Below are 14108 nucleotides of genomic sequence, written 5' to 3'. Positions count from 1 at the left end.
ACCCCGCTATTTTGATAGCGGGGTTTGAAATTAAAGGCGAAGTACGATGCTCTATTCTTCTCGCACTACAGGAAAACGTTGCTCATAAAGTTCCATAAAGTCCTTACGAATTAAGTGCTCTAAGTGGTTCGCTTTATCGGTTGGGCAGAAAATCATCACGTGCAGAATTTGTTCACCATTAATGTTACTAGAAATATGCATATGTGGCTCAGAACCAGGAAGGTCAACACCGGCATGTTTTTCAATCATCGCATTGTAACGATGTGCAACATCAGCAAAGTAACTGCAATGTTCTTCAATTTTATCAGTTAAAATCGGTAGCAGTGGATACAAATTGACGAAGTCTTTCACCACTACAGAAAAGTTGTGGTAAACGTACCGCTTCATGAAGTTGAGGTTCTTTACTGGATAGGTAAAGAACATACTATTAGGCAATGTCGCTGTTTTGCCGGTGTAATGATATTGCCCATGATGCAGGTCGATCTCTTGAATCACCGTCGCCATCATATTGTGCTCAATCACTTCACCGCATAACTTCCCGACCTCAATCCAGTCCCCAACGCGAAAAGAACGTGAACTTGCTCTTTGAATCGAACCCGTAAAACACAAAATGATTTCTTTGGATGCCACTACAATGGCAACGGCAATCGCCGTTACACTCAGAGCAAACTCGTTAATTTCTGATTGCCATAAAATAAATAAAATCAGTAATGTAACAGCAAAGGTGCCATTTTTAGTTCTGGACATCCAACTACGCTGATCTTCTGAGAGAAAAGCGTGATCACCACGAATCATCGATAAAATTGCACGACGAATTAACCACATAATCGCAAAGATCAGTGCGGTAAAAATCAATTTATGAGTGAGAAGAAAATCGACAACTAACTGCACTTTCTCCATTCCACGGCTCCCTCGAATAAAAATACGGCCCAGTAACAGCTAACGATAACAAATTATTTTGTCTGTTGTCCGTGCTCACTCAAGTCTTTTTGAAATTACTCCTCTCTGAAGGCGCGATTCATGCTTTCTGTAATTGGCTTTATTAGGTAGCTCAATGGCGTTCGTGGCTCAGATAAAATAAGCACTTCGGCATTCATGCCTGAGGTTAAACGATGTTTTGTCACATCTTCCGGTGAAATTGCAATTCTAGCGAGATAAAAATCTTCTTGGTTTTCTTGCGAGAGCTTATCGGCAGAAATCGTCAGCACAGTACCGTCTAAAGGTGCCAACGTCCGTGCATTCAGAGCGGTCAGACGAACATGCGCTTGCTGGCCTGGATTCACTAAATCAATATCCTGAGGATTAACACGAGCCTCGACTAACAACTTATCGTCTTGCGGGACCAGTTCTAGTAACGTTTCACCCGAGCCAATCACACCTTTTTCGGTAAACACTTGCATGTTGACTACGCGACCAGAAATAGGTGCGTTGATCGTCGTTCTTGCGACAATATCTTGAGCGGAGCGATATTCTTCCCGAATTGCGACAATTTCCGTTTTGGTATTTCGTAGTTCCTCGACAATCTCATTCAGCCTTTCAAGCTTCAACTCTTCAATTTGCGCTAGGTTCTCATCTAACCTTTTTCTAACGGTGAGCGACTGCCTGTCTAACTGGCTTAAGGTACTTCTCACCTCCGCTGCTAGGCGCTTGAGTTGAAGTAAGGTAGATTTCCCCGAGAAACCTTTTTGCACCAAGGCTTGGTTACTATCTATTTCTTCAGCAATAAAGTTGAGCCGTTCCGTCTCAATCACTTTGGTTTGCTGAAGGTTTTCAAGCTCTAAATTTGCTCCAGAAATACTCTGCTCAATGATACTCAGTTTACTATCAAAGAATCGCTTTCTCGCTTCAAAGATCTTGTTTTGAACCAGTTGTGCTTCTTGGACGATATCGACACGGGGAATGCTCTCAAGATCATCAGACCATACAATCGTTGGAAGCTCATCAAGCTCCGCACTTAAACGGTTTTCCTTTGCTAGAGTATGGATAAAACGACCACTTAACGAATCCAACTTAGCCATAGCTTGACGCTTAGAAAGTTGAATTAATAACTGACCTTTTTCGACTAAATCCCCTTCCTGTACATATAGCTTTTCAATAATACCGCCTTCTAAATGCTGAATTTCTTGTCGCTTAGTGAGAACTGACAAATCACCATAAGCAATCGCTGCACTTTCTAACTTGGCTGTTGCAGCCCAGTAGCCAAGACCTCCAAGAAAAACACTTAAGGTCACCACACCGAGTAAAATTGGTTTTCGAAAGCTTAGTCTCGCTTTGGGGCTAAAACGATATACGATCTCGGTAGAACTCTGATTAACGGTTGGCAGTTGATTGCTCATTTCTTACCCTTGGGATATCTGTTCTTTCTTCGCCCATCAAACGTTTTAATACTTCATCTTTAGCGCCGTATAACTTGACTCGGCCGTCAGCCAAATACAACAGCCTATCCATTTGTCGCAACGTACTCGGATTGTGGGCAATGACGATAATCGTTGTACTCTGTGCTTTTAAATGGGCAATCAAACGTTGATATGCAGCCTCTCCCTCACCATCGAGGTTGGCATTCGCTTCATCGAAAATCACAATAGATGGGTCGCCATAAACGGCTCTTGCAAGAGCGATTCTCTGCCTTTCCCCCCCAGATAAACCACGGCCATTTTCACCAATAATGCAATCATAGCCTTTGTTTTTCTTGAGTATTAATTCATGACATCCTGCTAGTTGCGCCGCCTTGATGACTTTAGCGGGGTCTTCTTCTTTAAAGCGTGCGATGTTCTCTCGAATTGTGCCAGGAAATAACTCCACCTCTTGAGCGAGATACCCAAAATGTACGCCGCGATCTTCAGATGCCCATACGGAGACTTCCATACCATCAAGAGTCACTTTACCCGCTAACGGCTTAACCGTACCTAATAGCAGCCGAGCAAACGTCGATTTACCCGTACCAGAAGGGCCAATCACCCCAACAGCAACACCCGGAGGAATCGATAAGCTGAGCGATGAGAGCACTGGTTCAGTTGCTCCAGGATGGCGATAGGCCAGTCCGGAAAGCTCATAGTGTCCTTTTGGTTTAGGCAGTGGCATATCTGATTCATCTTGGCGCACGATCGCATCGATTTCTTTCAACCTTTTATAGGCGCCTTTAGCAGACATCGCGCTTCGCCACGTGCCTATCGCCTGCTCCATCGGCGATAATGCCCGACTCATTAATATGGAGCTCGCGATCATCGCCCCTGCCGTTATCTCATGTTGGATAACTAACCATGCACCACCTCCCAGTAAAAATATCTGTAATGAGCCACGTACAAACTTAGAAAAGTTAGCCATGTAGATGGACTTACCTGCAACTCGCTCTTCAAGCACATTCACTTCACTCACGCGCGACTGCCACTTCTCTAAAAATGCATTCATCATCCCCATTGCGAGAATTGAATTGGAGTTTTGCGTGGCTAATTCAGCGTTGTTGATATGAGAAATCGCTCTGACTTCGCTCTCTTGCATTGTTTTACGCGTCATCAGCTCATTGAGTAGACCTAGGCTAAACAATACGATAGATCCAAGTAACGCTATGTGACCTAGTATCGGGTGCAATAAATACACAAATAAAATAAACAGCGGTGTCCAGGGCGCATCCAACAGTGGATAAGGTGCTTGACTGCTCAAAAAGCTTTTGATGTTCTGAATGTCTCTCAGAGTTTGCGAGGTATAACTCTTCCCGGTATGTGATTGATATTGAATCGTGCGCTTGAGCATGAAAGCGGAGAGTTTTGTGTCCATCCAATAACCAAAAGATTTACTCATTTGTGCTCGTGCAATGTCGATGATGGACATGGTTAACAGCGCGACAATTACGATGACAGTGAGCAAGAATAAAGTATCGGTTGAGTAGGAAGATATCACTCGGTTGTACACTTGAAGCATGTACAGCGGAATCGAGAGAACCAATAAGTTGATAAAAAGGCTAAAAACGATCAGCAAGCCCGCAAGCGTGCATAGTTTTTGTTTCACTTCTTTGAAAACCGTTTTTTGCACGACTACTTCCGTTTAACGTGAAAATTGTAGGCGCCAGAAATACTAGCGCCTAGCTTAAGGTAACCTCAAATCGCTCTAGAGTGTCCGGTTAGTTCGCTTCAGCATGGCAGAGCCACGCAAACTAATTCCCATCCAGAGTTATTTTCAGTCGTTTAGATTACGAACAGATCTGCACCATAGGTGTTGATGTCAGTTTCAGTCACGCCAATAAGTTTCACTGTTAGATCAGCCCCATCGGTAAACACTGCATTCCCAACTGCATCGTAGCTAAAGCTTAAATCACCGAAGGCTGTAACCGAGTCGCTAATAATGTGCAAAGAATCTTCACCAATGGTGAAATCCATAACCTTTGCTTCGCCATGGCCACCAAACTTATCCGTGAACACAAACTTGTCACTGTCACTCCCACCTACCAATATGTTATCTCCAGCCCCTACAACAAGAATATCATCACCAGTGTTTCCTAATAGCTTGTTATCACCCAACAAACCTAAAAGCTTATCGTTTCCAAAACCTCCTTTTAATAGATCATCACCAATCCCACCTTTTAACAAATCATCTCCAGCACCACCAATTAGGCGATCATCACCGTCGCCGCCGATCACATAATCATTACCGCCACCGCCAACAAACGAGTCATTACCACCAAAACCGATAAACAAATCATCGCCGCCATCGAAATCAGCAAATTGGTTATTTACACCTGCATCGCCTAAATACGTGTCATTGTCACTTGCGCTCATTTTTATTCCCTCTTAGCTTATTAATTGAATAGACCTTCTGTTCCACGTCTGACTAGATTCGTCACGACATGAGAAGTCTAATAGTCAACTGAATAGGAATAAGTTTGAATATGGGATGATATTTCAGACTGACATTTTAATAATAAATATAAAATTTAGTACTTTATAGGACATTTTCTTTTAAATACAGCAAGTTAATACTAGTACTACAGGTTTCTCTTAGCCCAACTTGTAGCTTGCGTACGGTTCTTTACTTCTAACTTTCTAAAAATATTGTATAGATGTGATTTAATAGTATGCTCGCTGATAAATAAAGAATCAGCGATTTCCATATTTGAACCACCTTCTTTCAACATTTTTAAAACCTGAACTTCACGCCGAGTAAGCTCAACCTCAATAGCAGGTTCGATAATGCTATTTACTTCTCTGCCTCGATAATAATTTACTAGCTGATCAAGTAATCTTCGAGACAGCCAATTATCCCCTTTTATTATTGCTTTTAATCCCTGACAAACCTTGTCCATTGAATCTCCTGGACCAAATATACCTTTTACATGAGGCCAAGAAGCGAGTTCTTCTGTGTCTAAGTCATAACCTAGATTAAGCATTATGGTTCCTAGCACTTTATTACTATCTTTTAAATAAACTAAAGTTTCGGAAGGAATCTCAACTGAAAAATCAACAAGCAAAAAGTAGCGTTCCGGAATGAGTTCATGATAACTAGGGTTTTTAGTATCAATGATCGTTATTTTAGTTTCTGTATTTTTAGAAAGCATTTCCTTAAAGTTTTCACTCTGTAAACTTTGTTGAGTGAGCATTAGGATTTCAGGCTTTTCCATATACTGTTCCATAATGTTTCTCATACTTTCAGTGACTTAACATTCTTAAATTAGTAGTTAATCGTCAGCACTTAGTTTGATATGTAAGTCCTAGTTCACAGAGTAAAGTTATTTGCTACTTTTTTAAATTCTAAAGTTATTAAAAAGAGAACCAAAAAAAGTGTTTCTCATAAAAGAAACACTTTTAACACATTCAGGTCACTGAAATTATTAAGAGTTTACTAAATTAGGCAACCTAATATTGCAATAGCATTACACCGTTAACGAGTTGTCTGAAATATTTTCCTTTGCCCAAATAAGTGCTTGAACTCTATTTTTCACATCAATCTTCTTGAAAATATTATGTAAATGCGTTTTTACCGTATTCTCGCTGACGAATAATTGTTCGGCGATTTGTTGATTGGACGCCCCCATGGAAAGAAAGGTAATTATTTGTTGCTCTCGTTTGGTCAAAATAGCGGAAACATTCTTATTTATAGGTTTGCAATGTCGACGAAGGTAAGTAATATACTGCTGAGAAAACTTACGGCTGAACCACATATCTCCTTGAAGCACCTTACCAATACCAACTTGCAACGTTTTTATATCATCAGAGGTATAGAAAATACCGGCCAAAGTACGCCAAGCAAAGAGGTCTTCTGTCGATATGGATTGCTCACAATTAATTAAGATTTCAAGCGTGTCTTTCTGCTTGGCCGCTTTAAACTCCGCATAACGGCGAAAAATTTCATCCGTGATCACGCTGCAATCAACAATAATGGCTGATGCAAGAGATTCATGTAACACTCCGTGAATCAGATTATCTGGCGTGATTAGAGCAACACTAATACCGAGTTTGGTCTCCAATACATCTTTCAACAGAGATGACTGTAGACTTCCCTCCGTGATTAAAATAACGTTTCTTTTTTTTTGCTGCTCCATCCTGATCGCATTCCCTTGGTCGTTTTTATTGAAATACGCAATAGATTTAGATAGAGCGGTAGTATTGTCAAGTATGAAAATCACTAGTACTAATTAATAACTCATTGAAGTGTCAATAATTTTTAAGTGGCAAGTATATGAGAGGTATTAGCATTTTTCAGACATTAAAAAAGGGAGTATAAACTCCCTTTTTGTGTTTGAGCAGGTGATTTAATCACGCACGTTAGAGGCAAAACACCACCTAACTTAGTGGATTGGAACTGCGTTTTTTTGGTTAAACTTACCAAAGTGTTGTTCTAACACTTCTGGCGTCAGCTTACCTTCCGCTTCCAGCTTTTTCAGCTCAGCGACGATCGCTTTTTGCTCTTCTAGCGACGGCAGTTTTACTTCTGGCTCCTGAGCGGTTTCTTGAGAAATTTGCTCTAGTTCTTTTTCGAAGTCATTCATAGTACTTACCTAAAATTAATGATTGAACTTTTAAACTTCGCCTATTCTATCCAACTCTATAACTTGAAGCTACCAACCATCTTGTCCAAACGAGAAGAGAGCGCTTGAAGATCGCGACTTGCATCCGCCAACTCTTCTGCTGTCGCGGTTGTCATTTCATTTATCGCGTTGATTTCTTCGATATTTTGATTAATGGTATGCACCACCGTGGATTGCTCTTCCGTCGCCGTTGCAACTTGTGTATTACGATCAGAGATGTCGGTGATTCGTTCAGAGATACTGATTAAGACCTCGACTGCTTCATCGGTAGAAGTAACCCCTTCTATGGTGACCGCTTTGCCCGCTTCCATAGCACTTACCGCGTCTTGTGCGTCACTTTGAAGCTGATTGATCATGCGCTGAATCTCTTCTGTAGAATCAGCCGTGCGTGAAGCTAGGTTTCTTACCTCATCAGCAACAACCGCAAAACCACGTCCCTGCTCACCAGCACGAGCAGCCTCAATTGCAGCGTTTAGCGCAAGTAAATTCGTTTGCTCAGAGATGTCACGAATTACACCCAGAATCGAGCCAATATCTTTGGTTGTCGATGCCAACTGCGTCACAACAATATTGGTTGTTTCAACATCATCGGCTAGGCGGCTGATCACCTCTTTTGCTTTCATCACAACTTCTCGACCAGTTTGAGTGTTATCTGAAGCCTGATTTGCCGTATCAGCCGCGGTAGCAGCGTTCGATGCAATTTCACTGATGGTCGCCCCCATTTGGTTGATAGCTGCAACTACTTGAATGGTTTGATCACGCTGCTCTTGGCTGTTGTCGTGTGTGGATGTTGCTTTCGTTGACACACTTTCTGCCGCTTGACTTAATGAGCCACTGGTTAAAGCAACCTCTTTCATCGTGGCATGAATCTTCTCAATAAATCCATTAAAGCCTTTTGAAAGCTGAGCAATTTCATCATTACCCTTAATTTCAATACGCTGCGCCAAATCGCCTTCACCTTGCCCAAGGTCGGTAAAACGATCGGCAATCAGTCGGATTGGTTTCGTAATGCTGTTTGCTAACCATACGCCCATGAGGATGAATACAACGGCAACAATGATGGTCGTAAACAGCATTTTTTTAGCTGTCGCATTCAGGTCTGCGAATACTTCATCAACGGGAACCACGCCAATAACAAACCAGTTCATTGAAGGAACATACAAACTAGAAACAAAAGTATCCTGCCCTTCAAACTCCACATTAATTAGGTTGAAGCTATTTTTGTTCAACAGCGCACTTGCGTCACTACCAAATAGTTTAGTGATAGAAGTTTGGTTCTTACCTTGTTGGCGGTGTATTTGAATCTGGCCTTGTTCATTAGAGAGGAACACGTAACCCGTATCTTCAATTTTAAACCCATTGAGCAAAGCAACCATATCTCCCATAGATTTAGAGAGACCTGACATTGATGTACCATTAAGATCTTGGAAATTGGCAAACATTTTCACTTCGCCATTTGCCTCTTGGAACACACTCACGGACGTTTCTTGACCAGACGACGTAAATCCAAAGAACCAAGCATCTTGCGTTTGGTTAAGTTGACGTAAGAACCCGTTTTGGTTCCAGTAATATGCCGTTTGACGATTCGCTACCGAAGCATCATTAAGACCATACTGTGATTTAACGTTATTGAGCTGCTGAACCAACTGAACTTCTACTGACGGATCACGGTCTGTATTAGATAGGGCTTCAACAATAAATTCGTTTGTAGCCAGCTGTTTTGCCGCTTGTTGCATTTCGACAACTTCGCGGTCAATTTCGGTATTGATTTGCTGCAACATCGCAGGTAGCTCGATGTCAATAAGACGATGGCTCAATACATCTCTCGCATGACGCTGAGCCATAACACCAACAATGATTGTTGATGCTAGAACAGCAAACGTAATGCCAAGTACAACCTTCTGTTTGATGCTCAAGGAATGAAGTTTCAACATATTCGGACCTTTTAAAAGAATCACTTGTTATTGGCCCCACAAGGGGAATCAGGTGCATATCTCATGACACGCACACCACGGAATCTTTATCGGCTCATATATACAAAACTAGAGGCATTTCTCATTATATTATGAAAAATAAATGTAACACACTGTCAAATAAGCACTTTCAGAGATAGCACGTACTTGCAATTCTCTGTAGCGTCCCAATATTGAAAAGATAAATTGCAATAGAGCGTTGGAACTTTTTTCACATGGAAAATGACCAATACTCAACACGAAAATCATATGGATACCGAGAGTCCAAAGCATGCATAAATCTAACTTCGAAACTCTTCAGCAATACTTAGAGTCGCAGATCATCGGACAGCAAGATCTGGTAAAGCAACTGCTTGTTGCGCTTCTTGCGGATGGGCATATTTTAGTTGAAGGCCCTCCTGGGTTAGCAAAAACCCGTGCAGTAAAATCACTCTCAGACTGTGTTGAAGGCGACTTCCACCGCATTCAGTTCACCCCTGATTTGCTGCCAGCCGATTTAACCGGCACCGATATCTTCCGTCCCGAAACCGGAGAATTCACTTTCCAATCAGGTCCTATCTTCAACTCGCTTATTCTTGCGGATGAGATAAACCGTGCGCCAGCCAAAGTACAAGCGGCAATGCTTGAAGCAATGGCAGAGAAACAAGTCACAGCAGGTCGTCATACCTACCCGCTGCCAGAGTTGTTTTTGGTTATGGCAACTCAAAACCCGATAGAGCAAGAAGGGACCTACCCCCTTCCTGAAGCGCAGCTAGACCGCTTTTTATTGCATTTAGAAGTGGAATACCCAGATGCGGAGCATGAGCTGTCTATCTTGCGTATTAACCGCGGAGAAGCAAAAGGCGAAGCAAAGGTTGAACGCCCAATGTTAAGCCAACACGATATATTCACCGCACGTAAAGAAGTGTTGGATATTCATATGGCGGAAACGATAGAGCAGTACATCGTCCGTTTAGTGATGGCGACACGTCAAGCCAACGAATATGACACTGAGTTGGACAAGTGGTTGTCAATGGGTGTGAGTCCGCGTGCCACCATCGCTCTTGATCGCTGTGCACGTGCGCACGCTTGGCTTGCTGGTCGTGATTTTGTCTCTCCGGAAGATGTTCAAACCATGGCTTATCCGGTACTGCGCCACCGTTTATTGTTGAGTTATCACGCTCAAGCGGAAGGCATTACGGCAAACCAGGTCATCGATAAACTGCTAAACCTTGTTGGCAGTGCATAAACAGGTGAGTGATATGTCCGCTACACATTCATTACCACCTCATGCGAATGGGGTGACATTAACCCTTGAAGAGCTGCTCCAATATCGCACTCAATCTGTACGTTGGTTACCACCAGCACAGAGTCTCTGGTCGCAGATGAGTGGTAACCATACCAGTCGCCAAAAAGGGCGAGGTATGGATTTTATGGAGGTACGCCAATATCAACCTGGCGACGATATTCGCAGCATTGATTGGCGAGTCACCGCTAGGACCGGTAAAGCACATACAAAGTTGTTTGCAGAAGATAAAGAGCAAGCGGTCATTCTTTATCTTGATCTAAGTTCTAGTCTACATTTTGGATCTAAGTATGTACTCAAATCCGTTCAATTGGCCCACTTTGCCAGTGTTCTAATTTGGCTAACTCTAGCTAAAAAAGATCGCATCGGCGCAGTGATTGATGACGGACATCAATGTCTTGAATTTCGCCCCTCTTCTTTACAAAGACAAGGGCTGCGGATTCTTAACGCCATAGTCGACATACATAATGCGCAAGTAACTCGTACTGCAAGCAACGACACTCGTACACTGCCTTATACACAAGTATTGGAGACACTTCATACGCTCACCCCAAAAGGCAGCGAATTGATTATGCTCAGTGACTTTGCCCACGTAACACCAACGGAACTGGCACAACTACGTCGACTCAAACAACACAATAGCGTAAGGGCCGTTCAGTTTTATGATCCGTTAGAAAGAGGCGAAACAGACTTTAGAGGTCAAGTGAAAGCTTCGGATGGGCTGCATAGTCAATGGTTTAACTTTGGCTCTAAAGGACAACGAAGAGAACTCGAAAGCCACTTTACCCAACATCAAGAAACCATTAAGCAGCAGTGCCATTCGATAGCAATTCCATTTAACACGCTATCAAGTGGCTGGCCCTTAATTTCACAATTAAGCTAACAAACTGACAAGCAGTATTTATTAAGCAGTAATAATAATGACAACAAACAACCAAAGCCTAGACCTTGAACCTTTGATTTTGCCAAACGCACCGGATTGGTTTCCGCTCGCTTGGGGATGGTGGGTGGTGCTTGCAGCCACCTTGCTCTTCGTTTTCGGCATTTGTCTTTATGTGAGATGGCGTAAAAAACACTTACGCGCAAAAAAGACAGCATTAACACTTTTAACTCAACCTACCGCGCCTCATACCCCCTCTTCTGCTCTGGAAATATTGCGCCAGGCAGCATTGAGTTACTTTCCGCGTGAAGAGATCGCACCATTAACCGGAATCGCTTGGTATGAATTTCTCGATAGCCATACCAAAGAGAGTCGATTCGTAGACAAACAACATCAGTGGCAAGAAGCGTTGTATCAGAATTCCTCCCAAGGGCATCATCAAAGCTTGGTAGACGATTGTGTCGTTTGGATAACCTACGCTTTGCCACCAAAGAAAAAGGCAAATAACCGTGACTGAGCAAACACTCATAACCGATCTTGCCCAATGGCTAAACATTGAATTTGTCTGGTGGTGGGCACTGTTTTTGTTGCCCATCCCCTGGCTGGTATACAAGTTCCTGCCACAAGAATCTCAACAAGCCGAGATCAAATTGGCGTACTTACCAACTAATGAGAATAGCAGCAAACCTAAGCAAGCCCTGCAAAAAGCGCTTTCAATCGCGATCTGGGGCCTTCTTGTCGTCGCTTGTGCGCGTCCAGTTTGGTTTGGCGATCCCGTTGAATTCCAACCCAAATATCGGGACTTGATGTTAGTCGTCGATCTGTCCGGTTCGATGCAGCAGGAAGACATGGAACTCAACGGCGAATATATCGATCGCCTCACAGCAGTCAAAAAAGTTCTGTCTGATTTCGTAGCAAAGAGAAAAGGTGACCGTCTCGGAGTTGTTTTGTTTGGCGACCATGCTTATTTGCAAACACCACTCACTGCAGACCGCAAAAGCGTCATGCAACAGATTAATCAAACCGTCATCGGCTTGGTTGGTCAACGAACCGCCATTGGTGATGGTATTGGGTTAGGCACAAAAACCTTTGTAGACAGTGATGCTCCCCAACGAGTCATGATTTTGCTCAGTGACGGCAGCAATACTGCAGGGGTGCTCGAGCCGCTAGAAGCAGCGGAAATTGCGAAAAAATACAACGCCACTATTTACACCGTGGGCGTGGGCGCTGGTGAAATGATGGTGAAAGAGTTTTTCATGACTCGCAAAGTCAACACCGCAGCCGACTTAGATGAACAAACACTGACTAAAGTGGCAGAGGTGACAGGTGGACAATATTTTCGAGCGCGAGATACGGAAGAGCTCGAAAAGATTTATGACACCATCAACCAGCTAGAACCCGTATCTAGCGACACACAAACTTGGCGCCCACAGTCTGAATGGTTTCCATATCCATTAAGCGCTGCATTTGTATTATCGGTATTGTTATTCCTATTAAGGAGAAAACATGGCTGAGTTTATTTTCCTCAATCCTTATTGGCTTTTGGGGCTCATCGTGATCCCTATAGCACTCTTGCTTAATCACAAATTTAGAGCCCAAAAGTCCACACTGATTGCCCCTCACCTATCGCGGATGCTCGGACAAAACACGCAGTCTAAGCATTACTTCACTCTATGGGGTTTAGCTTGGGCAATAACTTGCATTTCATTAGCGGGGCCAAGCTGGCAGTCCAATGCTCGACCAAGCTTTGAGTTAAACCAAAACCGAATCTTGGTGCTTGATATGTCTCGCTCTATGTTTGCTACAGACATCAAACCCAATCGGTTAGCACAAACACGTTATAAGGCGCTCGATTTGCTGCCTAAATGGAAAGAGGGAGCCACTGGACTTATTGCTTACGCTGGCGATGCCTATAACTTAAGTCCACTGACAACTGATTCCAGCACGCTTGCGGGCATTATCGAAAATTTGTCACCAGAGCTGATGCCTTTTCAAGGAGCAAACCTGCCTGCCGCGATTGAACTTGCGATCAACCAGTTTTCTCAAGCTGGCACGCAACAAGGCGATATCATCGTGTTAGCGGATGATCTTGATACGTCAGAGCTGTCTCGCGCGTTAGATTTAGTCCAAGGTACAAAGTTTCGCATTTCTGTTCTTGCCGTCGGGACTCCTAACGGTGCGCCTATCGCGCTGCCCGATGGCTCTCTGCTAAAAACTGCACAAGGCACAACCGTCGTAGCGAAAACAAACCTGAAAAATCTACAGACGCTAGCGAATAAAACTGGCGGTCTATTTGTTCCTATTCAGCACACCAACCGTGATGTTGAAAATATCGCGGCCTTTACTAATAACATTGGTAGCCAGCTTTCTGCGACCCAAAGCGAAGAAGTTAAAACTGATTCTCGTCTCAACAGTGGCTTTTGGTTACTGCCGTTGTTACTTATTCCTGCGGCTTTACTGTTTCGACGCGGCCTGATTTGGGTGTTAGTTGCGACTGTAGTCCCAGTAACGTGGACACCGCATGCAGAAGCTAATCCGTTCTTAAATGCCGACCAACAAGGAGCGGAACTCTACAAGCAAGGTGAGTATGAACAGGCGCAAAACCTATTTACAAACCCAAGCTGGAAAGGAGCCGCCAGTTATCAAAAAGGTGACTACGAAGCCGCTATCGAAGCATTTTCTCATGATGCCTCCCTTAACGGCCGCTATAACCTCGCCAACTCGCTCGCTCAAAATGGTCAATTAGAAGATGCGGCTGATTTGTATAAAAAACTGCTAGAGGATAAGCCTAACTTTGAAGCCGCGAAGAAAAACCTATCGGTTGTAGAAGAAAAGCTAAAACAGCAACAGCAACAGCAACAGCAACAGCAACAGCAACAGCAACAGCAACAGCAACAGCAACAGCAACAGCAACAGCAACAGCAACAGCAACAGCAACAGCAACAGCAACAG

Annotated in this window: 13 protein-coding genes; 5 read left to right on the top strand and 8 right to left on the bottom strand. The window is 43.3% G+C overall.

Going from position 1 to position 14108, the window contains the following annotated elements:
• Positions 1–51: 51 nt before the first annotated feature.
• The 8 genes from R7P36_RS07460 to R7P36_RS07425 form a co-directional block, all read right to left on the bottom strand.
• Positions 52–900, bottom strand: coding sequence for a mechanosensitive ion channel family protein (locus R7P36_RS07460; protein ID WP_005375171.1), 849 nt, complete (start codon positions 898–900; stop codon positions 52–54).
• A gap of 95 nt (positions 901–995) precedes the next feature.
• Complete coding sequence (locus R7P36_RS07455) at positions 996–2336, bottom strand: HlyD family type I secretion periplasmic adaptor subunit (RefSeq protein WP_005383906.1); 1341 nt, start codon at positions 2334–2336, stop codon at positions 996–998.
• Entirely contained in the window at positions 2311–4029 is a 1719-nt protein-coding gene (locus R7P36_RS07450; protein ID WP_025768544.1) for a type I secretion system permease/ATPase, read from the bottom strand. Before R7P36_RS07450 ends, R7P36_RS07455 begins: the two co-directional genes overlap by 26 nt.
• 152 nt (positions 4030–4181) lie before the next feature.
• Positions 4182–4772, bottom strand: a complete 591-nt coding sequence (locus tag R7P36_RS07445; RefSeq protein ID WP_213899115.1) for a calcium-binding protein — start codon at positions 4770–4772, stop codon at positions 4182–4184.
• Positions 4773–4978: 206 nt separating this feature from the next.
• A complete protein-coding gene (locus tag R7P36_RS07440; protein WP_031777174.1) occupies positions 4979–5635 on the bottom strand; it encodes a LuxR C-terminal-related transcriptional regulator in 657 nt (218 codons plus the stop codon).
• 228 nt (positions 5636–5863) lie between these two features.
• A complete protein-coding gene (locus R7P36_RS07435; protein ID WP_021707603.1) occupies positions 5864–6532 on the bottom strand; it encodes a LuxR C-terminal-related transcriptional regulator in 669 nt (222 codons plus the stop codon).
• Positions 6533–6778: 246 nt separating this feature from the next.
• Positions 6779–6979, bottom strand: a complete 201-nt coding sequence (locus tag R7P36_RS07430) for a restriction endonuclease subunit S (RefSeq protein WP_005375165.1) — start codon at positions 6977–6979, stop codon at positions 6779–6781.
• A gap of 56 nt (positions 6980–7035) precedes the next feature.
• Positions 7036–8952, bottom strand: a complete 1917-nt coding sequence (locus tag R7P36_RS07425) for a methyl-accepting chemotaxis protein (protein WP_213899114.1) — start codon at positions 8950–8952, stop codon at positions 7036–7038.
• Between the two features lie 310 nt (positions 8953–9262).
• Between R7P36_RS07425 and R7P36_RS07420 the strand changes: the two genes are divergently transcribed.
• The 5 genes from R7P36_RS07420 to R7P36_RS07400 all read left to right on the top strand — a co-directional run.
• Complete coding sequence (locus R7P36_RS07420) at positions 9263–10219, top strand: AAA family ATPase (RefSeq protein WP_054578631.1); 957 nt, start codon at positions 9263–9265, stop codon at positions 10217–10219.
• Between the two features lie 13 nt (positions 10220–10232).
• Entirely contained in the window at positions 10233–11159 is a 927-nt protein-coding gene (locus R7P36_RS07415; protein ID WP_025768548.1) for a DUF58 domain-containing protein, read from the top strand.
• A 37-nt stretch (positions 11160–11196) separates the two neighbouring features.
• A complete protein-coding gene (locus R7P36_RS07410; protein ID WP_213899113.1) occupies positions 11197–11673 on the top strand; it encodes a DUF4381 domain-containing protein in 477 nt (158 codons plus the stop codon).
• Positions 11666–12670, top strand: coding sequence for a vWA domain-containing protein (locus R7P36_RS07405; protein ID WP_025768550.1), 1005 nt, complete (start codon positions 11666–11668; stop codon positions 12668–12670). Before R7P36_RS07410 ends, R7P36_RS07405 begins: the two co-directional genes overlap by 8 nt.
• A partial coding sequence (locus R7P36_RS07400; RefSeq protein WP_318122086.1) for a VWA domain-containing protein occupies positions 12663–14108 on the top strand: 1446 nt, incomplete at its 3' end. The genes R7P36_RS07405 and R7P36_RS07400, both read left to right, overlap by 8 nt.

This window comes from Vibrio sp. 397, assembly GCF_033339395.1.
Lineage (GTDB): Bacteria > Pseudomonadota > Gammaproteobacteria > Enterobacterales > Vibrionaceae > Vibrio > Vibrio alginolyticus.
The sequence above is the reverse complement of the archived record's forward strand: the minus strand, read 5'-3'. Positions and strand labels throughout refer to the sequence as shown.

What these genes read in the sequence shown, in the direction of transcription:
- R7P36_RS07430 (WP_005375165.1), bottom strand. Translation starts at nt 6,979, where the DNA reads ATGAATGACTTCGAAAAAGAACTAGAGCAAATTTCTCAAGAAACCGCT.
- R7P36_RS07460 (WP_005375171.1), bottom strand. Translation starts at nt 900, where the DNA reads ATGGAGAAAGTGCAGTTAGTTGTCGATTTTCTTCTCACTCATAAATTG.
- R7P36_RS07435 (WP_021707603.1), bottom strand. Translation starts at nt 6,532, where the DNA reads ATGGAGCAGCAAAAAAAAAGAAACGTTATTTTAATCACGGAGGGAAGT.
- R7P36_RS07445 (WP_213899115.1), bottom strand. Translation starts at nt 4,772, where the DNA reads ATGAGCGCAAGTGACAATGACACGTATTTAGGCGATGCAGGTGTAAAT.
- R7P36_RS07455 (WP_005383906.1), bottom strand. Translation starts at nt 2,336, where the DNA reads ATGAGCAATCAACTGCCAACCGTTAATCAGAGTTCTACCGAGATCGTA.
- R7P36_RS07440 (WP_031777174.1), bottom strand. Translation starts at nt 5,635, where the DNA reads ATGAGAAACATTATGGAACAGTATATGGAAAAGCCTGAAATCCTAATG.
- R7P36_RS07420 (WP_054578631.1), top strand. Translation starts at nt 9,263, where the DNA reads ATGCATAAATCTAACTTCGAAACTCTTCAGCAATACTTAGAGTCGCAG.
- R7P36_RS07415 (WP_025768548.1), top strand. Translation starts at nt 10,233, where the DNA reads ATGTCCGCTACACATTCATTACCACCTCATGCGAATGGGGTGACATTA.
- R7P36_RS07410 (WP_213899113.1), top strand. Translation starts at nt 11,197, where the DNA reads ATGACAACAAACAACCAAAGCCTAGACCTTGAACCTTTGATTTTGCCA.
- R7P36_RS07425 (WP_213899114.1), bottom strand. Translation starts at nt 8,952, where the DNA reads ATGTTGAAACTTCATTCCTTGAGCATCAAACAGAAGGTTGTACTTGGC.